Source organism: Rathayibacter sp. AY1F3 (genome assembly GCF_002931975.1).
Lineage (GTDB): Bacteria > Actinomycetota > Actinomycetes > Actinomycetales > Microbacteriaceae > Rathayibacter.
Genome location: NZ_PSVF01000004.1, coordinates 110,578 through 132,581 on the forward strand (window position 1 = coordinate 110,578; position 22,004 = coordinate 132,581).

Consider the following 22,004-nt stretch of genomic DNA (forward strand, 5'->3'; position numbering starts at 1 on the left):
GGGGGCGACCGCGCGTGCCGCCGCGCGCCCGCACTGGGTAGGGTGGAGCGCTTCGTCGTGAGTGGAGCGGTCGCGGAGGAATCATGGGCAAGAAGCGCAACCAGGGACGATCCGGAGGCGGTCAGGGCGGGTCCGGCGGTCAGGGCGGCGGCCGCACGGCCGAGACCGCTCTGATGGTGCGGTTCCGCAGCTGGTACCGCTCGCACCTCGCCGAGGTGGGCATGCAGCACGAGCACCTCGAGGCCGACGAGGCCGTCGAGGTGCTGACCGACCTCTTCGCGATGACCCGCGACCTGCGCCCGCGCGGCTCCTTCGCCCAGCCCGACGCCGAGCTGCTCGAGGCCGTCTTCGACCAGATCGAGGCCGACCTGTCGGGGGAGGAGAGCGAGGCCGACCTCGACGACACCCTCTTCACCGTCGCCGAGGTCGTCGAGCACTTCCTCGACTTCCTCACCGACGAGGACCTCTGGACCGGCACCGACGAGGAGCTGGACGAGTGCCAGGCCGTCCTCGACGAGGTCCTCGACCTCGCCGGCTCCTTCGTGGAGGCCGTGCTCGACGACCTCGCCGAGCTCGACGAGGTCCCGGCCGAGGAGCAGCTCTCCGCCGTGCGCGCCACCGCTCTCGTGCACGCCGCCGACGTCGTGGTCGAGCACCTCGCCGCCGACGACGGCGCGACCCTCACCGAGCGCGCCGCCCGCGAGATCGCGGTCGAGGCGGGCATCTCCTCCGCGGGATCCACCCCGAGCGACGACTCCGTCCGCATCCCGGTCTCTGCCTGGTGGGACGCGCTGGTCGGCTCGGCCGTGCTCGAGCAGGAGGGATCCGCCGCAGGTCTCGGCGAGTCCGCCGTGCTCTGGCGCAGCTCCGACGCGCACGAGGCCGCCGCCGAGCGCATCGCCTACGTCGCCCGCTTCCTCGAGCAGTGGATCCTCAGCGCCCAGACCGCGCTGGCGGCCGCCGACACCGAGGACGGCGCCTTCTCCCCGGAGGAGCGCGCGGTCACCACCACCGACGCCGTGCTGGTCCGCATCGCGGTCGCCTGCCAGGCCGAGATCCACCCGGGCCTGGTCGTCGGCGAGCTGGTCGACGAGCTGGCCGCCGACTCCGGAGTCTCGCTCGACGAGGCCCTCGACGAGCGCGAGCGCATGGTCGGCACGGCCGAGCGGATGCTCGACGACACCGCCGAGCTCGGGCTTCTGCTGCACTCGCCCGAGTTCGGCTACGCCGTGCCGGAGGGACTGGCGCCCGTCCTCGCCTCCGTCGTCCGCGCGACGGTCGTCCTCCTCGGCGAGCGCGAGGCCACCCGCCTCGAGATCCTCGACGAGGCGACCCAGGACACGGCGACGGCCTACGCGCTCCACGTCGCCCTGCTCGGGACCAAGCCCGTCGTCTGGCGGCGCCTCGAGCTCTCCTCCGAGTCGTCGCTGCGCGATCTGCACCTCGCGCTCCAGCTCTCGCTGGGCTGGACCGACGCGCAGCCGCACTACTTCAGCGTCGGCGTGCCCGACGAGGAGCAGGCTCCGATCGGCTCGCCGTCCGACGCGGAGGAGTTCGGCGCCGACCTCGTGGACGAGGCGGGCGTCGCGCTCGCCGAGGTGCTCGAGCAGGAGCAGGACGAGCTCTTCTACGTCTACGACCTCGAGGACGAGTGGCGCCACGTCATCCGTCTGGAGTCGATCGCGCCGCTGTCGTCGGCTCTGCCGCGCTGCACGGGCGCGCGCGGCGCGGCTCCGCTCGACGTGCCGGGAGGCCCCGCGGCCTGGGCCGACACGGTGCGGGCGGCGACCGACCCGTCCTCGGCCGACCACGCGGAGGCGCTCGAGGCTCTCGGCCTCGCCGCCGGAGCCTCGTTCGATCCGGCCGCGGTCGACGTCGACGGCATCAACCGCTCGCTCGGACTCCTGCGCTCCGCGGTCTGACGCCCCGCCGGAGGGCGTCATCGGAGGAGGCCCCCGCTCCTGCTCACCGCGGGCGGCGGGGGCCTCCTCCGGTGCGGGGCGTCACGGGGTGAGCAGCAGCTTGCCGATGTGGCCGGAGGAGCGCATGACGTCGTGCGCCCGCTCGGCCTCGGCGAGCGGGACCACCTCGTCCACCACCGGGCGCACCGTCCCGGCGGCGACCAGCGGCCAGACCTCTGCGCGCACCCGCGCGACGATCGCGCGCCGCTCCTCGAGGGGCCGGGCGCGGAGGGTCGTGGCGTGCACCGCCCCGCGCTTGCGCATCAGGACTCCGAGGTCGAGCGAGCCCAGCGCGCCGGACTGGTTGCCGATGAACACCACGCGCCCGCCCACGGCCAGCGCCTCCAGGTCGCGGGCCAGGTAGTCGCCGCCGACGGGGTCGAGGATCACGTCGACGCCGCGCCCGCCGGTCGCCTCGCGGATCCGCTCGACGAAGTCCTCCTCGTGGTAGTCGATCAGGACGTCGGCGCCGAGCGCGCGGCAGGCCTCGAGCTTGCGGGGGCTGCCGGCCGTGACGGCGACGCGGGCGCCGAGGGCGGCGGCGATCTGGATGCCCGTGGTCCCGATCCCGCTCCCGCCGCCGTGGAGGAGGACGGTGTCGCCGGATCCGAGCCCGGCCACCATCACGAGGTTCGACCAGACGGTGGACGTCGTCTCCGGGAGGGCGGCGGCCGAGACGAGGCCGACGCCGTCCGGCACCGGCAGCACCAGGCCCGCGTCGACCGCGACGTACTCCGCGTAGCCGCCGCCGGAGAGCAGCGCGCAGACCTCGTCGCCCTCCGCGAACCCGGTCGCGTCCTCGCCGAGCGCGACGACCGTGCCGGACACCTCCATCCCGAGGATCTCGGAGGCGCCGGGCGGCGGCGGGTAGACCCCTGCGCGCTGGCCGAGGTCGGCGCGGTTGACGCCGGCGGCCGCGACGCGGACGAGGACCTCGCCGGGTCCGGGGGAGGGCGTCGGCACCTCCTCCAGCACGAGTCGGGAGTCGGGGCCGGGGTTCTCGATGCGGATCGCCTGCATGAGGGGGATGCTACGCCGCGGGCCTCGGCGCTCGCGGTGCTCCCGCCCGGCGCGGGGCCGGCTCAGCGCTGCTCCGCCAGGAACGCCAGCACCGCGTCCTTGAAGCCCCGCGCGGGCACGGTGCTGGTGTGGTCGCGGCCGGGGACGCTCACGAACCGCGCCCCCGCCTCCGCCGCCAGCAGCTCTCCGCCGGGAGCGATCGGATCCGCGCCGCCGGTCACGAGCAGCGTCGGCAGGCCGGGGTGCCGCCCGTGCTCCGGGTGCGCCCCGCCGCGGACGCCGTCGGCCACCGCCACCAGCGCTGCGAGGTCGTTGCCCTGCACGCCCTCCGCCATGCCGATGAAGGCGCGGGTGAAGCCGTCGTCGATCTCGCCGCCGGAGGCGACGCGGGCCCGGGCCGCCTCCGCGTCGAAGGAGCGGAGGGGCTCGCCCACGGTCAGCCCGCCGAGGCTCAGCGATGCGAGCCGCTCCGGGTGCTCGAGTCCCAGCACCCAGCTCATCCGGGCGCCGAGGGAGTAGCCGAGCACGTGGGGCGCCTCGAGGTCGTAGGAGTCGAGCACCCGCACCAGGTCGGCCACCATGGCGTCCACGCTGTAGGAGTCGGAGTGGTGCGGCTTCTCGCTCGCGCCGTGCCCGCGCTGGTCGAGCGCCACGACGCGGTACCCGGCCCGGTGCAGCGTCCGCAGCCAGCCCGACGTCTCCCAGTTGAGCACGGCGTGGGAGGCGAAGCCGTGCACGGCGAGGACGGTCGGGGCGCTCTCCTCGCCGACGGAGTAGGTGGCCAGCCGCACTCCGTCGTCGGCCACGACGTACACGGGCGGAGGGAAGGCGATCACTCCACCACCCTGCCCGCCGCCGCGGGGTCGAGGGGGCACCGCGCCGCGGACACGCCGGGCGGAGTCCCAGGAGCGGAGAGCCGCCGGGCCCGGTGTCCCCGGACGGTCAGCGCGGCGGACGGGTGGAGCGGGCGAAGGGCACGGCGATCCAGAGGCGCACGGTGCGTCCCCGGCCGGACCGGATCCCGAGGACGACGCACAGCACGAGGTTGAGCACGGCCAGCGCGAGGATCGCCGAGATCGTCGCGAGCGGCCAGTCGGCGCCGAGCGAGTCGCGCACCGACACCAGCGCGAGGTGCAGCGGGACCAGCATCAGCTGGAGCGCGAGGTAGGTGAGCTGCCAGTTGACGGCGACCAGCCCGTTCCGGTCGCTGAGGGTGCCGATCCGCCGCCGCGACCCCCACACCATCACGGTCGCCGTGAGGGAGATCACAGGGGAGATCACCACGAAGCCGGCGAGCGCCGAGAGCCCCGCGAACCAGACGGCCCGGGCGCCCTTGCGGTCCCGGGTGCGGTGCCGCAGCTCGTCGTCGTCCATCGCCGCCTCCTCGCGCCGGGACCAGTCTCGCACCCGCCCCCGCCTCGAGGCGGGGGATCGCCCCCGAGTTCCGGGGGTTCCCCGGATGGGGCGGGTCCGGGCGCGTCCGTAGCGTGGAGGCATCGCCGGAGCACACCGGCAGCACCGTCGGCCCGCCCGGCGGCACCGCATCCCGCCGGGCGACCGGCACCCGAGAAGGAGCACACCGTGACCACCGACGACCGCACCGCCCGCCTCTCCACCCCCGCCGACGAGCAGCCGACCGTGGACCTGGGCGCGACCGCCGTCCTCACCGAGGAGCGGCCGTCCGCCGGGGCGAGCGCCGCGGGCCTCGTCTTCGGCATCCTGGGCCTGCGGAGGGAGCCGACCGGCCGCACGCTCTCGATCTGGGGCATCGTGCTCAACTCCGTCATGCTCGGCCTCGTCCTGCTCTTCGCGATCGCCGTGCTCGTCGTGGTCGTGCTCGTGCCGCTCGCGGCCCTCGCGTCGGGCAGCGACTACCGCTGATCCGCCGCTTCCCGCGTCCCGCGCCTCCTGTCCGCTCCGGCGGCGGGAGGCGCGGTCGTTCCGCGCCCGTCGACCGGACGCTCCGCGCCCGCGTCCGCCGCCGCCCCGCGCCCCGGCGATAGGCTGGCCGCGCAGTTCGCGAGCCCCCTGCACCCTCCGGGGCCGCACGACGACAGCAACGGAGCTGGACGTGACCCTCGCACCGAGCACCCTCCCCGACCGCGACCCGGAAGGCAGAGCCCTGGACGACACCGAGACCCCCGCCACGCGCACCGAGAGCGACTCCCTCGGCTCGATGGAGATCCCCGCCGAGGCCTACTGGGGCATCCACACGGCGCGGGCCCTCGACAACTTCCCGATCTCGAAGCGCCCCATCTCGATCTACCCCGATCTCGTCCGGTCCCTCGCCACGGTCAAGCTCGCGGCCGCCCGGGCCAACACCGAGCTCGGCAGTCTCGCCCCCGCCAAGGCCGAGCTGATCGAGGCCGCGTGCCGCCGCATCATCGACGGCGAGTTCCACGACCAGTTCGTGGTCGGGGTGATCCAGGGCGGCGCCGGCACGTCGACGAACATGAACGCGAACGAGGTCGTCGCCAACGTCGCACTCGAGATCGGCGGCTTCGAGCGGGGCGACTACGCGCACCTGCACCCCCTCGACGACGTCAACCGCAGCCAGTCCACCAACGACGTCTACCCGACCGCGATCAAGATCGCGATGACCTGGTCGCTGCGCCGCCTGCTCGACGAGCTGGCGCTGCTGCGCGAGTCGTTCTCCCGCAAGGCGGTCGAGTTCGGCAGCGTCCTGAAGGTCGGCCGCACGCAGCTGCAGGACGCGGTGCCGATGACGCTCGGCCAGGAGTTCCACGGCTTCGCGACGACCCTCGGCGAGGACCACGCCCGCCTCTCCGAGACCATCTGGCTGCTCGCCGAGGTCAACATCGGAGCCACCGCGATCGGCACCGGCATCACCGCCGATCCGCGCTACGGCGCGGCCGCTGTCCGCCACCTCAACGAGATCACCGACCTCGACCTCGAGATGGCGCAGGACCTCGTCGAGGCGACGAGCGACACCGGCGTCTTCATGTCGTTCTCGAGCGCGCTCAAGCGCTCCGCGATCAAGCTGTCCAAGATCTGCAACGACCTGAGGCTCCTCTCCTCGGGCCCTCAGGCCGGCTTCGGCGAGATCAACCTGCCTCCGCGCCAGGCGGGATCCAGCATCATGCCCGGCAAGGTGAACCCGGTCATCCCCGAGGTGGTCAACCAGGTCGCCTACTCGGTGGCCGGGGCCGACGTCACGGTCACGATGGCGGCCGAGGCGGGTCAGCTCCAGCTCAATGCCTTCGAGCCGGTGATCGCGCACTCGCTGCTGCAGAGCATCACCTGGATGACGCAGGCCTGCAGGACGCTCCGCGAGAACTGCATCGACGGCATCACCGCGAACGTCGACCGGCTCGAGGCCATGGTCGCCTCCTCGGTCGGGGTCGTGACGGCGCTCACGCCGAGCATCGGCTACACCGCGTCCGCCGCCCTCGCGAAGGCCGCCCTCGCGACCGGCCGCAACATCGCCGACCTGGTGGTCGAGGCGGGGTTGATGTCGCGCGAGGAGGTCATGAGGCTCATCTCGCCGGCGCGGCTCTCGGGCATCGAGGCGATGACCGCGGCGCTCCCGATCATCGACCCCGCGCCGGAGGCGTGACCGCGGCCGCGAGGCGCGCCCCGGCGTAGCTGCGCCAGGGCGCCCAGCGGCGTCCGGCCTCGGTCAGCGCACGCTCGCCGGCGGGCAGGCCGAGCGCCGCCGCGCCCCGCCGGAGCACGGGATCCCCGGTGAGCAGGACGTCGGGATCTCCGGTCGCCCGCTGCGCCACCTCGCCCGCCGTGGCGGCGTCGATCCCGGGGACCGCCAGCAGCTGCTCGGCGAGCTCCTCCCGGTCGGCGTCGAGCCGCAGGGCTCCCTCGGCGAGCAGCGTGCAGGTCCGCACCAGCACGTCGGCGGATCCGCGGAGCACGTCGGCGGCGTGCTCGGCGATCACCGCGGGGGAGGGGAAGGCGCGTGCGATCGATCCGCTCGCCACGGACTCCGGGAGCGTCGCGCCGAGCGCCGCGACCAGCCGTGCGGCCTCCCGCCGGCCGAGCAGCGCGCGCACCAGCGTCTCGGCCGGGTCGACGGAGCCGGGCACGCGGACACCGGGGCGGGCGGCGACGCTCGGAGCGAGTGCGGGATCGGCCGCGAGGGCCTCGTCCACGGCGCGGGCGTCCGCGTCCAGGTCGAGCAGCCGCCTCACCCGGGCGACCAGCGGCCCGACGTCGGCGACGGAGACGAGCGTCGCGCTGCAGCGGACGCTCTCGCCGTCCGCCTCCAGCCGGATCAGCGCCGCGCCCCCGGGCAGGACGAGCGAGCGCGCGTAGCCGCCGGGGGACGCCTCCTCGATGCCCGGGAGCGCGGCGCCGCCGAGCACGTCGAGCACCCCGGGATCGAACGGAGCCCGCACTGCCAGCCGGAGCTCCAGCGTGGTCGCGCCGTCGTGGACGCTCGCCTCGGAGCGCGTGCCGCGGGCCGAGGCGCGCAGGGCCGTCGGGGTCCGCTCGTACACCTCCGCCAGGGTCGCGTTGAACTGCCGGATGCTCGTGAAGCCGGCGGCGAAGGCGACGTCGGACACGGGCAGGTCGGTGCTCGTGAGCAGGAGCCGGGCGGTCTGGGCGCGCTGGGCGCGAGCGAGGGCCAGCGGAGGCGCGCCCAGCTCCTCGCGCAGGATGCGGCCGAGGTGGCGCGCGCCGTAGCCGAGTCGGGCGGCCAGCCCCTCGACCCCCTCGCGGTCGACCACTCCGTCCGTGATCAGCCGCATGGCGCGCGCCGCCGTGTCGTCGCGCAGGTTCCACTCGGGGGAGCCGGGGACGGCGTCCGGCAGGCAGCGCTTGCAGGCGCGGAGCCCCGCCTCGTGCGCGGCGGCGGCCGTCGGGTAGAAGCGCACGTTCGCGCGCCGCGGCGTGATGGCGGGGCAGCTCGGACGGCAGTAGATGCCGGTGGAGTGCACGCCGGTCAGGAACCGCCCGTCGAACCGGGAGTCGCGGGAGGCGACGGCGCGGTAGCGCTCCTCGAAGAGCGGATCGGAGTCGGGCACGCCTCGAGCCTCGCACGCGGCGACGTCGAGCAGGAGCGGGAATCGGACACGGGCGTCGGCACCCGGCCCTCCTCCACGCGCCCGGCGCGTGTCAACCGCCGACAGCGCACCCCGCCCGTGCCCTACTGTCGGCCCCATGAGCGCCTATCCGCCGCCCGCACCGCCCGCCACCGCCCGCCCCTCCGTCGTGCCGACCGTGCTCGGCTCGATCGGCGTGGCGCTCCTCGGGATCCTGCTGCTGCTCGTGCTCGCCTACGTGGTCCTCGGACTCGGCGTCAGCGCCGCGGGGATCTGCGCGGTCATCGCCCTCGTCCCGCTGACCGTGGTCCTGCTGGGCGTCCGATGGGTCGACCGGTGGGAGCCGGAGCCCGCGCTGGGCCTGTGGTTCGCGTTCCTCTGGGGCGCGGCCGGGTCCGTCGCGATCGCGCTCCTGGTCGACCTCGGCGTGCAGATCGCCGTCTACGCGTCCGGGCAGCAGCCGAGCGGATCCGACTTCGTCGGCGCCGTGATCCAGGCGCCGCTGGTCGAGGAGACGGCCAAGGGGATCGGCGTCCTCCTCGTCCTGCTGATCTGGCGCCGGACCTTCGACGGACCCGTCGACGGCATCGTCTACGCGGCCGTCGTCGCCTCCGGGTTCGCCTTCGTCGAGAACATCCTCTACTTCGGCAGCGCGCTGGTGGAGGGCGGTCTCGGCTCGCTCGCCGTGACCTTCTTCCTCCGCGGGGTGCTCTCGCCCTTCGCGCACGTGCTCTTCACCGCCTGCACGGGCGCGGCCCTCGGCTTCGCCTCGAACCGGCCCGCCGTCGCGCGGCTGCCCATCGCCCTGCTCGGGCTGGCGCTCGCCGCGTTCCTGCACGCGCTCTGGAACGGCTCGTCGTTCCTGGTGTCCGACTGGTTCGGCTTCTACGGCGTGGTCCAGGTGCCGCTGTTCGCGGTCGCCGTGGTCGTGGTGGTGCTGCTGCGCCGGCAGGAGCGGCGCGTGACGCTCCAGCGGCTCGACGACTACGCCGTCGCCGGCTGGCTCTCGCCGGCCGAGGTGCGGATGATCGGCACCGCGGAGGGGCGCCGCACCGCCGCTCGCTGGGCCCGGAGCGCGGGAGGGGACCGGCCGCGGGCGATGCGGGACTTCCTCCGCTCGGCGACGCGGCTCGCGCACCACCGGCAGCACCTCCTGCTCGGCCGCGGCGGACGCACCGGAGCGGTCGACGAGCAGGTCCTGCTCGATGAGCTCGTCGCCCGCCGGGCGGTGCTCACCCGCTGAGCCGGGGCCGCCCCCGCTCAGCCCCGGCGCGCTAGGCGGAGGCGCTGCGCACGCGGCGCTCGCCGGCCGTCACGGGCACGCCGAGCCGGTTCTGCGCGGGCGGCAGCGGGCAGTTGTAGTGGGGCGAGAAGCCGCACGGCGGGATGTAGGCCCGGTTGAAGTCCAGGAGCACCGGACCGGGGGTGCCCGCGTCGGCCGCGCCGCCGATCCGCTGCACGACGAGGAAGCGGCCGACGGGGTAGCTCGCGAGCTCCGGGTCGTCGCTGCGGTTGGTCGGATCGCCGAACGGGACGAGGAGCGTGCCGCCGTCGTCGAACGCCGCGACCGTGTACTCGCGGGCGCGCCCGTCGTCCACGAGCGAGAAGGTGATGTCGCCGGGCACGACGAGCTCGCGGGTGGCGCCGTTGTCGCGCAGGTGCTCGAACGGGACCGTGCGGTCCTCGGCGACCGGCTCGAACCACGCCTCGAGCACCCAGGCGGCGTCGAACGGGAAGGTCTCGATGGCGTCGAAGGAGCGGATGCCGTTGGAGGCGGCGTCCCAGACGCGGTAGCCGTACTCGGGCTCGCCGGTGTCGAGGTTCTCGCGGCGCATCCGCGTCAGGGTCGCCGAGGGGCCGTAGCCGGCCAGCGCCTGCTCGTCGTCGACGCTCTCGCCGGGCTCGAGCCAGCGCGTCTCGACGAGGGCGAGATCGCCCCGGGGTCCGGTGACGCGCTCGACGCGTCGGGCGAGCCACGACTCCCAGCCGGCGCGTGCCGACTCCGTGAGGTCGATGGAGGCGCGGGAGGGGGCGGTGACGCTGCTGCTCGGAGTGGCCATGGGGCGTGCAACGCGGGGCCGTCCGGTTCTCTTCCCGGTCGATGACCGGACGGAGGACGGGCACCCGCGAGAAAGAGCTCGACGCCCTGCGGCAGCGGCAGGGCCGGCTGCTCGGACGGGGCGTCGAGCTCTTCGTGAGAGAGAGGATGCTCCTCCGCGGCGCCGAGCGCAAGAGGCATCCGGATCCCGCTGTCGGCACGGCCCGCTTCGGATCGCTCGGTAGACTGGACCGCCTGTTTTCCCGCGGCCCCCGGAGCGCATCCCGCGCCTCCCGGCCCGCGGCGGCGGACCCTCGGAAGGCGGACGATGACGGACGGCAGCACTGTGCAGGCCACCGAGCTCTCTCGGGAGCGCGACTACGTGGCGGCGCTCTACGCCCGCCTCGACGAGCTGATCGCTCAGGCCCGCGAGGCTCTGGACACGGTCCGCATCGAGAGCGTCGGCGGCAACCACCAGAGCCGCTCCGAGCGCGACGCCTACGCGCGGCTCTACGAGGACCGCATCCGCTCGCTCACCGGCGCCGACGACCGGCTCGCCTTCGGCCGGCTGACGCTCGCGGACGCCGACGCCGAGCACCGCTACATCGGCCGGATCGGCCTGCGCGACGAGGAGCAGGACACGCTGCTGCTCGACTGGCGCGCCCCGCAGTCGGCCGCGTTCTACCAGGCCACCGCCGCCCGGCCGATGGGGACGCGCGCCCGGCGCCACCTCACCACTCGGGGCCGCGAGGTCCTCCGCTTCGAGGACGAGGTCTTCGACGAGGAGCTGCTGCGCGAGGGCACCGTGCTGCAGGGCGAGGGCGCGCTCATGGCGGCCCTCGGCGCGCAGCGCACCGGCCGGATGCACGACATCGTCGCGACCATCCAGAGCGAGCAGGACCGCATCATCCGGTCCGAGCTGCGCGGCGTGCTCGTCGTGCAGGGCGGGCCGGGCACCGGCAAGACCGCGGTCGCCCTGCACCGGGCCGCCTACCTCCTCTACTCCTACCGCGACCGCATCGCCTCCTCCGGCGTGCTCGTGGTCGGCCCCTCGCGGTCCTTCCTCCGCTACATCGAGGCGGTGCTGCCCTCGCTCGGCGAGACGGGCGTCGTCCTCTCGACGCTCGGCCAGCTCTACCCGGGCCTCGACCTCGTCGAGGAGGACGTGCCCGCGGTCGCCCGCGTGAAGGGCTCGGCGCGGATGGCGGAGCTGCTCAAGCGCGCGGTCCGCTCCCGCCAGACCGTCCCGGCCGAGACCCAGGTGCTCGACGTCAACGGCGAGAAGCTCCGTCTGGAGCCGCAGGACGTGGAGCGCGCGATCACCCGGGCGCGCGACACCCGCAAGCCGCACAACGAGGCGCGCGTCTCCTTCGTCAAGACGCTGCTCTCGCAGCTCACCCGCCAGCTCGCCGATCAGCTGCGGAGCCACGGCAGCACGGTCGACGAGGCCGACGAGGCGGTGCTGCGCGAGGACGTGCGGACCGCCCACGACGTCCGCGTCGCTCTCAACACCGCGTGGATCCCGCTGACCCCCGAGAAGCTGCTGCAGGACCTCTACGCCCGTCCGAACTGGTTCGCGACCCTCACGCCGCGCTGGACCGCCGCGCAGCGCTCCCTCCTCCGCCGCGACCGCGACGCTCCGTTCACGGTCTCCGACGTGCCGCTGCTCGACGAGGCCGCGGAGCTGCTCGGCGCCTACGACGACCTCGCCGACGCCTCGAAGAAGGCCGAGAAGGAGCAGCGCAAGCGCGACGTCGAGAACGCGGAGGCCGCCATCCGCAACATGGGCGTCGACGGCCTCGTCAACGCCAAGGACCTCGCGGCCGGCTTCGCCGAGCGCTCGGTGCTCGGCACCACCGCCGAGCGGGCCGCGGCCGACCGCACCTGGACCTACGGGCACGTCGTGGTCGACGAGGCGCAGGAGCTCTCGCCGATGCAGTGGCGGGTGCTGCTGCGCCGCTGCCCGATGCGCTCGTTCACGATCGTGGGCGACGTCGCGCAGGCGTCCGGCGCCTCCGCCGCCTCGAGCTGGGACGCCGCGCTCCGCGACACCTTCGGCCGCCAGGGCCGGGGAGTGGAGGCGGCGCCGTGGCGCCTGGAGGAGCTCACGGTCAACTACCGCACGCCCGCGCAGATCGTCGCCTTCGCCGAGCGGACGGCGCGCGAGAACGGGCTGGAGATCACGCCGGGGGAGGCCGTGCGCTCCACCGAGTGGCCGGTGCGGACGATCCGCGACCGCGGCGACGCGAGCCTCGCCGAGCGCGTGCTGGCGGCCGTCGTCGAGGACCGGGCGATCGAGGCGGAGGGGACGCTCGCGGTCATCGCGCCCGACGACGACCTCGCCGCGATCGCCGAGCGCCTCGAGGAGCGCTTCGGCCGGGAGGTGGGCCGCGGAGCGACCGGGCTCGACCGCGCGATCGCCGTGCTCTCGACGAACGACGCCAAGGGGCTCGAGTTCGACTCCGTGATCATCGCCCGGCCTCGCCTCATCGCGCAGACCGGCGAGCGCGGCGCCGCATCGCTCTACGTCGCGATGACCCGGCCGACGCAGCGCCTCACGCTCGTGGAGTGAGTGCTCGCAGCCCCCTCCCAGACTCCGCTCCCGAGCGCCGTAGGATCGAGGCATGAGCAGCGAGAACCTGACCAAGCCCGAGGTCGACGCCCCTGAGGGCCCGGCCCCCGACACCCTGGTCGTCGAGGACATCGTCGTCGGCGACGGCGCCGAGGCGCAGCCCGGCTCGACCGTCGAGGTCCACTACCTCGGCGTCGAGTACGACACCGGCGAGGAGTTCGACTCCTCCTGGAGCCGCGACCAGTCGATCAACTTCCCCCTCAACAACCTCATCCGCGCCTGGCAGCAGGGCATCCCGGGGATGAAGGTCGGCGGCCGCCGCAAGCTGATCTGCCCGCCCGCGCTGGCGTACGGCCCGGCCGGTGGAGGGCACCCGCTCTCCGGCAAGACCCTGATCTTCGTGATCGACCTGCTCGGCACCGAGTAGCTCCGAGCACGTGAAGAAGGCGCAGCTCCTAACGGGGCTGCGCCTTCTTCACGCGGTCGACCAGCTCGCGCCAGGCTCCGTCGAGCTCGGTCTCGCCGAGGCGGACGTGGTGCGTCTGCACGCGGATCTCGTAGACGAAGCGGTCGGCCCGGCCGGGGGACTCGCCGTCGGCGGCGTCCCAGGGGAGCGAGCCGAGCAGGTCGCGCCAGGCGCGCTCGTCGGGCTGCTGCTCGACGTCGACCCGCCACACCCGGCGGAGGCCGGCGACTCCGCCGCTGCGCGACACGATGACGTCCATGCGCGCGATGCTACCCGCCTCCGCCCTCGAGCGGACCGGCTCAGGCGGACAGCGTCACGCCGACCGTCGTCCAGCCGGTGCGCACGGCGGCCTCGACCTCGGAGCCGGATCCGTAGCGCTCGGCGGCGGCCTGCACGGTGAGCGCCGCGAACGCCTCGAAGTCGGCCGTCGCGGTGAGGACGCCCCCGGTCAGCACGTCGTACCAGACCTGCCCAGCGCGCTCCCACGCCTTCCCGCCGAGGGTCGTCGCCGCCACGGCGAACGCGCGGTTGGGGATCCCCGAGTTGATGTGCACTCCGCCGTTGTCGTCGTCGGTCTCGACGTAGTCGGCCATCGAGCCCGGCTGCGGGTCGGAGCCGAGGACGTCGTCGTCGTAGGCGGTGCCGGGGGCGATCATCGACCGCAGGGCCGTGCCCTGCACCTCGTCGGTGAAGAGCCCCTCGCCGATCAGCCAGCTCGCCTCATCGGCGCTCTGGCCCGCGCCGTACTGCTCCAGCAGGGCTCCGAACACGTCCGAGACCGACTCGTTGAGCGCTCCGGACTGGCCGCGGTAGACGAGGTTCGCCGTGTACTCGGTGATGCCGTGGGCGAGCTCGTGGCCGATCACGCTCTGCGAGACGGTGAAGCGGCGGAACACCTGGCCGTCCCCGTCGCCGAAGACCATCCGCGAGCCGTCCCAGAAGGCGTTGTCGTAGTCGTCGCCGAAGTGCACGGTCGCGTCGAGCGGAAGCCAGGCGTCGTCGATCGAGTCGCGGCCGTACGCACCCTGCAGGAAGGCCGACATCGCGCCGAGGCCGTCGTACGCCTCGTCGACGGCCGCGTCCCCCGTGGCCGCCTCGCCCTCGCGGCGGACGACCGTGCCGGGCAGGGTCTCCTCGGTCCGCGCGTCCGCGATGGTGCGCTGGAGCGACTGCACGCGGGTGCGCGGCGAGGACGTCGCGGTGGCGGTCGGCGCCCCGCGGTCGGGCGCGGGCTCTCCGGGCCGGACGCGCCGGAACGGCACGTCCTGCTCGAGCGAGCGGCTCGCGGCCCGCGCGGCCCGGGCGAAGGCCGGATCGTCGAGGCGGGCGATGCGGACGAGGAGGTACGGCGGCACGACGGTTCGTCTCATGCCCCGATCCTGGCACCGACGTCCGACACGGTCCCGGGCTCGCCCGGCGGGCCCGCATGGGGTAGCGCCGAGCGGTAGCGTGAGCGCGACGAGCGGTTTCCAGCGATCCGGGGCCAGGCCCCGAGGACGACGAGGGCGGACATGGGCATCATCACGCGGGGCTTCTTCGGCAAGAGGGAGGCGGACCCGGACCTCCCGCCGGGCCAGCACCTCGAGAACGGCTTCCCGGTCCTCTCGATCGGGCCCACCCCGAACATCCACGAGTGGGCCTTCTCCATCGACGGCGGCCCCGCGGGCGTCCGCCGCTGGAACCGGGAGGAGTTCGACGCGCTCCCGCACGAGGACGTCCACACCGACATCCACTGCGTGACCCGGTGGTCGAAGCTCGGCACCAGCTGGCGGGGCGTCTCGGTCGACACGCTGCTGGAGGGCCTGGAGACGGACGCCGGCTTCGTCATGGCGCAGAGCTTCGGCGGCTACACGACGAACCTCCCGCTCGCCGAGATCCGCGGCGGGAGGGCCTGGGTCGTCACCGAGTTCGAGGGGAAGCCCCTCGCGGCCGAGCACGGCGGCCCCGCCCGGCTCCTGGTGCCGCACCTCTACTTCTGGAAGAGCGCGAAGTGGGTCCGGACGCTCCGCCTGATGCCCGGCGACGAGCCCGGCTTCTGGGAGCAGAACGGCTACCACATGCACGGGGACCCCTGGAAAGAGGAGCGCTACTGGTGATGTGGACGGAGGCGGTGGCCGAGTCGGTCGCGCCGCTCACGCCCACGTCGCGCCTCCTGGTGCTCCGCGTGCCCGGGTGGCCGGGCCACCTGGCGGGGCAGCACGTCGACGTGCGCCTCACCGCGCCCGACGGCTACCAGGCGAGCCGCTCCTACTCGATCGGCGCCCCGGCCGACGGGGAGCGGGTCGAGCTCGCGGTCGAGAGGCTGGACGACGGGGAGGTCTCCCCGTACCTGGTCGACGGACTCGAAGCGGGCGACCGGCTCGAGATCCGCGGTCCGATCGGCGGCTGGTTCGTCTGGCGCCCCGAGCAGGCGGAGCCGGTGCAGCTGATCGCGGGCGGGAGCGGCGTGGTGCCGCTGATGGCGATGGCGCGCGAGCACGCCCGGTCCGGGAGCGCGGCGCGGATGCAGCTGCTCTACTCGGTCCGCTCGCCCGTCTTCGCCTACTACCGCGAGGAGCTGGCGGCGCTCGCCGAGCGGCCGGCCGCGACGGGCGGAGTCGCGGTGGACCACGTCTTCACCCGGGTGGCGCCGGCGGGAGCGGCGCGTCCGGCCGGCCGCGTCACTCCGGAGCTGCTCGCCGAGGCGGCTCTGTCGGCCCCGCTCGAGCCGACCGTCTACGTGTGCGGCCCGACCTCGTTCGTCGAGGCCGTCGCCACCGCCCTGGTCGAGCAGGGCCACGCGCCCGAGCGCGTCCGCACCGAGCGCTTCGGCGGCGCCTGACGCCTGTCCCCGCGAGGCGCCGCGCCCCGGCGGCGCCCCGGGGGGAGGGATCACTCGAAGGAGACGGTGCGGTTCTCGCCGATGTCGGGCTGTCCGCCGGTGACGGCGGCCTTGAGGACCTTGAACAGCACCACCGGACGTGGCTCGTCGGTCGCCCACAGCTCGACGGTCTCGGCCTCGACGCGGATCAGCGCGACGGTCGGGTCGTCCTTGCCGTCGGGGAACCAGCCGGCGACGGCCGGGGACCACAGCTCGTCCACCTTCGCCGGGTCGTGCACGACGGTCGCCGAGCCGGCCACCGACAGGTAGCCCTTCTTCGACTCGAACGCGACGTTGACGCTCGGGTTCGCGCGGATGTCGTCGACCTTGGGCGACGGGTCCTGCGTGAAGAACCACAGCTCGCCGTCGAAGTCGATGTCCTGGGCCTTGAGCGGACGGCTGACGAGCTGCCCGGTGGCATTGACGGTGGTGAGGAGCCCGATCCCGGCGCTCTTCACCATCTCGGTGATCTGCTCGCGGTCGTCGGAGTCGGCGGGAGTGATGTCGGTGTCGGTCATGGTGCCGACGCTACGCGGACCGTGCGCCGCCGCAAGGGGTGGCGACGCCTCACCGCGCGTGTCTAGCGTCGAGGCATGGACACCGAATCGACGTACACCGCCATCCTCGACAGCGGAGCGGAGCAGGAGAGCATCCGCCTCGAGATGATCGACGGCTCCCCGCAGCGCTCCTTCACCCGCCTGGCCGACATCGACGGCGAGGAGGTCGAGGTGGTCTGGGAGCTGGAGCCCGACGACGACGGCTTCCACGTCTACCGCCCGGTGCGGGTCGAGGGCCGCGACGACGACAGCGGACTGGTCTCGGACGACCGGCTGACCGACGGCGGCGGCGCCGACGCGGCCTCCGGCGACTGATCCCCGGCGCGCCCGTCCGCCGGCCTGAGCCGAGCGGGCGGGCGCGCTGTCCCGTCCGGCTCGAGGGAGACGCCCCTCCGCTCAGGCCGTCGGGTGCAGGGCGTCGTACCCACGGAACCCCGGTCGGAGTCGCAGCACCGCGGCGAGGATCGCGATGATCGCGAGCCCGCCCGCGAGCGGCGGCAGCCAGAGCAGCGCGAGCGAGGCGAGCAGTCCCGTGTAGAGGTCGCCGACCCGCGGGCCGCCCGTCACCACGACGATGAACACGCCCTGGAGACGACCCCTCATGTTGTCCGGGACCGCGGTCTGCAGCATCGTCTGCCGGAAGATCGAGCTGACGTTGTCCGAGGCGCCCGCGCCGGCCAGGGCGACCGCCGCCAGCGCGATGAGCCCCGCGTTCGGCGCCGACGCGTCGTGCTGCACGAGCGCGGCACCGAGCAGGACCGCGCCGAACGCGACGACGAACGCTCCGTACACCTGGATCGAGCGGCCGATCGCGAGGCCCTGCCGGCGGACCCCGGTGAGCCGGCCGGAGAAGACGCCGCTGATCAGCGCCCCGATCGCGAACGCGGCCGTGAGGGCGCCCACCGTCACCGCGCCTCCGCCGAGCAGCACGGCGGCGGCCGCCGGGAAGACCACGCGCGGCTGTCCGAAGGTCATGGCCACGATGTCGACCAGGAAGGACATCCGGATGTTCGGGGCGCCCTTCAGGAAGCCCAGGCCGTAGCGGAGGGACTCCAGCCCCGGCCGCTGCCGCTCGCCCTCGGGCACGAGCGCCGGCAGCCCCGCGATGCCGAGGAACGCGGCGAGGAACAGCACGACGTCGATCGTGTACGTGATCGCGAAGCCGGAGGAGGCGACCAGCACGCCGGCGAGGGCGGGCCCCACGGTCACCTCGACTCCGCTCGCGATGCCGCCCAGCGCGGCGGCGGCGGGGACCAGCTCGGTGCGGAGCAGCCGCGGAGCCAGCGTCATCCGGGTGGTCACGATCACCGTCGTCGCCACCGCGTTCACGGCGGTGAGCACGTAGAGGGAGAGCGGGGTCTCGGCGCCGAGCCAGGCGAGGGCCGCGATCCCCGCGGTCGAGCCCCAGGCCACGACCGCGGCGAGCAGGAGCACCAGGCGGCGGTCGAACGCGTCGGCGAGCATCCCGCCGTAGAGGCCGGCGATCACGGTCGGGACCAGCGCCACCACGCCGACTAGCGCGACCGCGAGGGTCGATCCGGTGAGCTCGTAGATGTGCAGGCCGACCGCGACGATCGTCATCTGGCCGCCGATGCCCGAGATCACGTTGCCGGCCCAGAGCCGGGCGAAGGCCGGGGACTCGCGGAGGGGGGAGACGTCGAGGACGTGGCTGCGCCGGGGGGCGCGGGGGGTCTGGCTCACTCGCTCCATTCTGCTGACTCCGCCGCCCCGGCGGGCCGCGTCGCGTCGATCCGGGGGCTCAGGGGTCATCCCCTAGGGTGAGAGGCATGAGCACGTCATCCGACGGCGCGCCCGGGCGTCAGGGTCCTCCTGCCCCGCGAGCAGCCGGAGCCGCCCCCTCGCGACGCTCGATCCGCACCGCCGCCGAGGCGGGCGCGCGTCGCGCGGCGGCCGCCACGGGCGGTCGGCGCAGCTCCACGGGCGGCGTCCGCGCCGGAGCCGCTCGGACCGGTGCCACGGCCTCGGGAGCTCGCGGGTTCCTCCGCCGCTACGGAGCCGGGATCGTCTCGGTCCTCCTGGCCGTCCTCGCCGTCCCGCTGTCGTTCTTCGTCTGGTACGCCCTGATCTCGCTCGGCGCCTACCCGGGCGACCAGGCCGTCAGCGACCTGCTGGTCGGCGTGCTCTACACCGCGCTCGTGCACGCGGTCCTGCTCGCCGGGATCCTGCTCGCCGTCTCCACCCTCCGCGCCCGGCGTCGCGAGAAGCGCCCGCCCATCGCCGGCTGGATCGGCGTGGTCCTCAACGTCATCGTGCTCGTCTACTGGCAGCTGCTGGTCTCGCCGTGGCTCGTCGTGCTCTGGAACCGGGCCACCGGCTCCTGATGCCGCCCTCCCTCTGGTAGAGTCGTCCGGTTGCCGTTCGACGGCCGCGGATCAAGAGAGCCCACGCATCAGGCGCCGGGCACCGCGCAACGAGAGAGAGGGGATCCCATATATGGCACTCGAAGCAGATGTCAAGAAGGCGATCATCGAAGAGTACGCGACCCACCCCGGTGACACCGGATCCCCCGAGGTGCAGGTGGCCGTCCTGACCAAGCGGATCAAGGACCTCACCGAGCACCTCAAGGAGCACAAGCACGACCACCACTCGCGTCGTGGTCTGCTGCTGCTCGTGGGTCAGCGTCGTCGACTCCTCGGCTACCTGTCGGATGTGGACATCAACCGCTACCGCTCGCTGATCGAGCGTCTCGGTCTGCGCCGCTAGCTCCTCCTGGAGCAGGGCGCGGTCTCGATGACACCGCGAACTTCTTGCCGAACGGGCCGTCCTCCTCGCGGAGGGCGGCCCGTTCGCGTTCCCGGGCGGACGAGGCGCGCGGCGCCGGTCAGGGCAGCGGAGCGGGGCGGTCGACTCCGCCCCACGAGTAGCCGCTCGAGGCCGAGAACCAGTCGGCCGCGGCCCGCTGGAGCGCCGTGTCCTCCTCGGGGCGGCCGGGAGCCTCCACGGCGTCGACGAGCCCGGGCAGGGCGATCCGCCAGGCCGCCGCGCTGCGCTGGGCGCGGCCCCAGTCGCGCGCGCACACCGGGTCCTCGGCCGCCGCGGCGAGAGCCCGCGGCGAGGTCACCCGCCAGCCGGTGTCCGACTCCGCGACCACGACCGCGCAGGTGAGCGCGGCGCCGCGGATGATGCTGTCGGGACCGGCGGAGGGGCCGATCGCCTGATCCTGAGCCGCGACCACCGCGGTGAGCGCGAGCTGCAGCCGGGTCGAGGGCTCGTCGGGCCGCGGTCGGATCCTCCCCTCGCCGGCGGAGACCGAGGCCGCCGATCCGGGTGCGAGGAGCAGCCCGGAGGAGGACTGCGACGCGTGCAGGCTCAGCAGCCCCGTCACTCCGTCCGTCCCGCTCGTCACGCCCCGCACCGAGGAGTCGCCGAGACTCCAGACGACGGGGGTGCGGTTGTGGATCGTGAGGCGCCGGTGGTCCTCGTCGAGGCAGGCCACGAGGTGGCCGGCCGGCACGCCCGCTCCGCCCTCGAAGGCGGACGAGGCGGCCAGCAGCTCCCGGGCGTCGTCGCACTGGGCGGGGACGTCGGAGGCGGCGGCGGCCTGGTCGGCGACCGGCGCCCGGGGGGCGAGGGAGCCGTGCACGCCCGCGACCGCCGCCGTGGTGAGCGCCGCGGCGGCGAGGAGGAGGACCACGCCGCGCCTGCCCATCCTCCGCACCTCCTGGTCGGAGGCTAGCCCGGCACGGGCGCTCGGGCCAGCGCCGCGAGGGGCCCTCGAAGCGTCCGGCAGGAATTCTTTCGAGGAATCTCAGACCGGGTGCATCCGAGGAGGCGCCTCGGGCGGAAGTAGTGGTGAAGGCCCTTCTCGACCACCCCCCGACCCCTCGCGGGTCCCATCGTGAAAGAGGAACACCGTGACCACCTCCCGCTTCTCCCGCAGCCTGCTCGCCGGTGCCTGCATCGGAACCCTGGCCGTCGTCGGCATCGCCGCCACGCCCGCCGCCGCCGCCGACGCCGACTCGGCCGACCTCTCGGTCCTGCACGCCGTCCCCGACACCCCGGTCGACGTCTACGTCGACGGCAAGCTGACGCTCGACGACTTCACCCCCGGCTCGCTCGCCGGCCCGCTCGACCTCCCCACCGGCACCTACAAGGTCGCCATCACGGCCTCCACCGCCGCGGACGCCAGCGCCCCCGTGATCGGCCCGATCGACATCAGCCTCGAGGCGGGGAAGAGCTACACCGTCGCGGCGCACCTCACGCCGGACAACACCCCCACCGCGACCCTCTTCACCAATGACATCTCGAAGACCGCCGCGGGCGAGGGCCGGCTCACGGTCCGCCACATCGCCGCCGCTCCGGCCGTGGACATCCTCGCCGGAGGGTCGCCCGTCCTGACGAACGTGACGAACCCGAACGAGGGCGTGCTGAACCTCGCCCCGGCCACGATCTCGACCGTGGTCGCCGCGACCGGGACCACCGCGCCGGTCATCGGCCCGGCCGACGTGCAGGTCCAGGAGGGCGTGAACACGATCGTCTACGCCTGGGGCAGCCTGGAGAAGGGCAACCTCGCTCTCGCGACGCAGACCATCGACGGACTGCACTCCTCGCCGTCGGGCGTCCCCGCCGGTGAGGCCGGCCTCGCGGCGGACAACCGCCCCGACGCCGCCGCGGGCTGGTGGGGCGGAGCACTGCTCGCCGCCCTCGCCGCCGCCGGCGCCGTGCTGATCGGCCGCCGCACCGCCGCCTCGCGTCGCTGACCCGAGGCTCCGACCGCCGGGACGGCCGTGCTGGAGCGCGGCCGTCCCGGCACCCCCGACCACGACCCAGGAGGACGCCATGAGCCGGAGCCCCTTCCCTCTGCGCGTCCTCGCCGTGGTCGGGCTGATCGTGGCCGGTGCCGGTCTCGCCGGATGCGCGGCGCAGGAGTCCCGGGTGGAGCCCGCTCCCGCCGCCGTCTCCTCGGCGCCCCAGCAGCCGGTGCCGGCCACGGTCCCCTCCTCGCCCGCGGCGGCCCCGCCGGAAGCGGTGCCGTCCGTCCCGGTGGCGGACGCCCGGCTCGGCGCGACCCCCGCCCCCACCGCGCTCGCTCCCGAGCGGCTCGTCGTCGACGGGCTCCCCGTCGACATGGCCGTCGAGCCGGTCGGAGTCGCGGACGACGGCACGATGGAGCTCGTGCCCGACACGCAGGTCGCCGGCTGGTACCGCTTCGGCGCCGGCCTCGACGAGCCGGAGGGCACAGTCGTGATCGCCGCGCACGTCGACTCCCTCGCCTACGGCCTCGGGCCGTTCGTCGAGCTGAAGAAGGCGGTCCCGGGCCAGACCGTGACCCTCACCGGCGCGGACGGCTCGGAGCGCGCGTACACCGTCTCGACGGTGGAGACCACGGAGAAGACCACGGTCGACCTCTCGGCCGTGTTCGCCGCCGACGGACCGCCGCGGCTGGTCCTGATCACCTGCGGCGGCGACTTCGACTACGACACCCGCCACTACCTCAGCAACGTGGTGGTCACGGCCGTCCCGGCCGGCTGACCCGCCCGCCCGAGCCTCA

23 protein-coding genes are annotated in these 22,004 nt (G+C 74.3%); 13 read left to right on the forward strand and 10 right to left on the reverse strand.

Annotated elements, in window-relative coordinates:
* The first annotated feature begins 83 nt into the window (after window positions 1-83).
* Window positions 84-1,922: a plasmid pRiA4b ORF-3 family protein gene (locus C5C39_RS04315; protein ID WP_104352753.1), complete on the forward strand. Its 1,839-nt coding sequence runs from the start codon at window positions 84-86 to the stop codon at window positions 1,920-1,922.
* Window positions 1,923-2,003: 81 nt separating this feature from the next.
* On the opposite strand, the gene C5C39_RS04320 is transcribed toward C5C39_RS04315, so the two are convergent.
* From C5C39_RS04320 to C5C39_RS04330, 3 genes are all read right to left on the reverse strand, one after another.
* Window positions 2,004-2,981: an NAD(P)H-quinone oxidoreductase gene (locus tag C5C39_RS04320; RefSeq protein WP_104287956.1), complete on the reverse strand. Its 978-nt coding sequence runs from the start codon at window positions 2,979-2,981 to the stop codon at window positions 2,004-2,006.
* A 62-nt stretch (window positions 2,982-3,043) separates the two neighbouring features.
* On the reverse strand, window positions 3,044-3,817 hold the full coding sequence (locus tag C5C39_RS04325; protein ID WP_181132750.1) for an alpha/beta fold hydrolase: 774 nt from the start codon (window positions 3,815-3,817) through the stop codon (window positions 3,044-3,046).
* A gap of 106 nt (window positions 3,818-3,923) precedes the next feature.
* A complete protein-coding gene (locus C5C39_RS04330; protein ID WP_181136311.1) occupies window positions 3,924-4,388 on the reverse strand; it encodes a DUF4870 domain-containing protein in 465 nt (154 codons plus the stop codon).
* 174 nt (window positions 4,389-4,562) lie between these two features.
* On the opposite strand from C5C39_RS04330, the gene C5C39_RS04335 reads away from it, so the two are divergent.
* The gene (locus tag C5C39_RS04335; RefSeq protein WP_104352756.1) at window positions 4,563-4,862 is read left to right on the forward strand and encodes a hypothetical protein; all 300 of its coding nucleotides are present in this window, start codon (window positions 4,563-4,565) and stop codon (window positions 4,860-4,862) included.
* A 241-nt stretch (window positions 4,863-5,103) separates the two neighbouring features.
* Window positions 5,104-6,558: an aspartate ammonia-lyase gene (locus C5C39_RS04340; RefSeq protein WP_258066843.1), complete on the forward strand. Its 1,455-nt coding sequence runs from the start codon at window positions 5,104-5,106 to the stop codon at window positions 6,556-6,558.
* On the opposite strand, the gene C5C39_RS04345 is transcribed toward C5C39_RS04340, so the two are convergent.
* On the reverse strand, window positions 6,533-7,981 hold the full coding sequence (locus C5C39_RS04345; RefSeq protein ID WP_258075769.1) for a DNA-3-methyladenine glycosylase 2 family protein: 1,449 nt from the start codon (window positions 7,979-7,981) through the stop codon (window positions 6,533-6,535). The genes C5C39_RS04340 and C5C39_RS04345 overlap by 26 nt on opposite strands.
* A gap of 136 nt (window positions 7,982-8,117) precedes the next feature.
* On the opposite strand from C5C39_RS04345, the gene C5C39_RS04350 reads away from it, so the two are divergent.
* Window positions 8,118-9,242 carry a PrsW family intramembrane metalloprotease gene (locus C5C39_RS04350; protein ID WP_104233243.1) on the forward strand — a complete coding sequence of 375 codons (1,125 nt, stop codon included), beginning with the start codon at window positions 8,118-8,120 and terminating at the stop codon, window positions 9,240-9,242.
* A gap of 31 nt (window positions 9,243-9,273) precedes the next feature.
* Here C5C39_RS04350 and C5C39_RS04355 read toward each other — a convergent pair whose 3' ends face one another.
* The gene (locus tag C5C39_RS04355) at window positions 9,274-10,059 is read right to left on the reverse strand and encodes a DUF1684 domain-containing protein (protein ID WP_104352758.1); all 786 of its coding nucleotides are present in this window, start codon (window positions 10,057-10,059) and stop codon (window positions 9,274-9,276) included.
* A 306-nt stretch (window positions 10,060-10,365) separates the two neighbouring features.
* Here C5C39_RS04355 and C5C39_RS04360 point away from each other — a divergent pair, with 306 nt between their 5' ends.
* Window positions 10,366-12,609 (forward strand): UvrD-helicase domain-containing protein, encoded by a 2,244-nt coding sequence (locus C5C39_RS04360; protein WP_104308130.1) that lies wholly within the window; start codon window positions 10,366-10,368, stop codon window positions 12,607-12,609.
* A 52-nt stretch (window positions 12,610-12,661) separates the two neighbouring features.
* Window positions 12,662-13,036 carry an FKBP-type peptidyl-prolyl cis-trans isomerase gene (locus C5C39_RS04365; RefSeq protein WP_104224823.1) on the forward strand — a complete coding sequence of 125 codons (375 nt, stop codon included), beginning with the start codon at window positions 12,662-12,664 and terminating at the stop codon, window positions 13,034-13,036.
* A gap of 28 nt (window positions 13,037-13,064) precedes the next feature.
* Here C5C39_RS04365 and C5C39_RS04370 read toward each other — a convergent pair whose 3' ends face one another.
* Both C5C39_RS04370 and C5C39_RS04375 read right to left on the reverse strand, forming a co-directional pair.
* The gene (locus C5C39_RS04370; protein ID WP_104233246.1) at window positions 13,065-13,334 is read right to left on the reverse strand and encodes a protealysin inhibitor emfourin; all 270 of its coding nucleotides are present in this window, start codon (window positions 13,332-13,334) and stop codon (window positions 13,065-13,067) included.
* Window positions 13,335-13,374: 40 nt separating this feature from the next.
* Complete coding sequence (locus C5C39_RS04375; RefSeq protein WP_104224821.1) at window positions 13,375-14,445, reverse strand: M4 family metallopeptidase; 1,071 nt, start codon at window positions 14,443-14,445, stop codon at window positions 13,375-13,377.
* 141 nt (window positions 14,446-14,586) lie between these two features.
* On the opposite strand from C5C39_RS04375, the gene C5C39_RS04380 reads away from it, so the two are divergent.
* Both C5C39_RS04380 and C5C39_RS04385 read left to right on the forward strand, forming a co-directional pair.
* Window positions 14,587-15,171 (forward strand): molybdopterin-dependent oxidoreductase, encoded by a 585-nt coding sequence (locus C5C39_RS04380; RefSeq protein ID WP_104224820.1) that lies wholly within the window; start codon window positions 14,587-14,589, stop codon window positions 15,169-15,171.
* Window positions 15,171-15,896, forward strand: coding sequence for a ferredoxin reductase (locus C5C39_RS04385; RefSeq protein WP_104352759.1), 726 nt, complete (start codon window positions 15,171-15,173; stop codon window positions 15,894-15,896). Before C5C39_RS04380 ends, C5C39_RS04385 begins: the two co-directional genes overlap by 1 nt.
* 50 nt (window positions 15,897-15,946) lie before the next feature.
* Here the strand turns inward: C5C39_RS04385 and C5C39_RS04390 are convergent, their stop codons facing one another.
* Complete coding sequence (locus C5C39_RS04390) at window positions 15,947-16,453, reverse strand: pyridoxamine 5'-phosphate oxidase family protein (RefSeq protein ID WP_104224818.1); 507 nt, start codon at window positions 16,451-16,453, stop codon at window positions 15,947-15,949.
* Window positions 16,454-16,528: 75 nt separating this feature from the next.
* On the opposite strand from C5C39_RS04390, the gene C5C39_RS04395 reads away from it, so the two are divergent.
* Window positions 16,529-16,807, forward strand: coding sequence for a hypothetical protein (locus C5C39_RS04395; RefSeq protein WP_104224817.1), 279 nt, complete (start codon window positions 16,529-16,531; stop codon window positions 16,805-16,807).
* An 81-nt stretch (window positions 16,808-16,888) separates the two neighbouring features.
* Here the strand turns inward: C5C39_RS04395 and C5C39_RS04400 are convergent, their stop codons facing one another.
* Window positions 16,889-18,193, reverse strand: coding sequence for an MFS transporter (locus C5C39_RS04400; protein WP_258075770.1), 1,305 nt, complete (start codon window positions 18,191-18,193; stop codon window positions 16,889-16,891).
* A gap of 86 nt (window positions 18,194-18,279) precedes the next feature.
* On the opposite strand from C5C39_RS04400, the gene C5C39_RS04405 reads away from it, so the two are divergent.
* Together C5C39_RS04405 and rpsO are read left to right on the forward strand one after the other, a co-directional pair.
* Window positions 18,280-18,834: a hypothetical protein gene (locus C5C39_RS04405; protein WP_104274064.1), complete on the forward strand. Its 555-nt coding sequence runs from the start codon at window positions 18,280-18,282 to the stop codon at window positions 18,832-18,834.
* 112 nt (window positions 18,835-18,946) lie between these two features.
* Window positions 18,947-19,216: a 30S ribosomal protein S15 gene (gene rpsO / locus C5C39_RS04410; protein WP_068252328.1), complete on the forward strand. Its 270-nt coding sequence runs from the start codon at window positions 18,947-18,949 to the stop codon at window positions 19,214-19,216.
* 118 nt (window positions 19,217-19,334) lie between these two features.
* On the opposite strand, the gene C5C39_RS04415 is transcribed toward rpsO, so the two are convergent.
* Window positions 19,335-20,162, reverse strand: coding sequence for a hypothetical protein (locus tag C5C39_RS04415; protein ID WP_104352761.1), 828 nt, complete (start codon window positions 20,160-20,162; stop codon window positions 19,335-19,337).
* Window positions 20,163-20,367: 205 nt separating this feature from the next.
* Here C5C39_RS04415 and C5C39_RS04420 point away from each other — a divergent pair, with 205 nt between their 5' ends.
* Window positions 20,368-21,213, forward strand: coding sequence for a DUF4397 domain-containing protein (locus tag C5C39_RS04420; RefSeq protein WP_104239038.1), 846 nt, complete (start codon window positions 20,368-20,370; stop codon window positions 21,211-21,213).
* Between the two features lie 79 nt (window positions 21,214-21,292).
* A complete protein-coding gene (locus tag C5C39_RS04425; protein ID WP_104352762.1) occupies window positions 21,293-21,985 on the forward strand; it encodes a class F sortase in 693 nt (230 codons plus the stop codon).
* Window positions 21,986-22,004 lie beyond the last annotated feature (19 nt).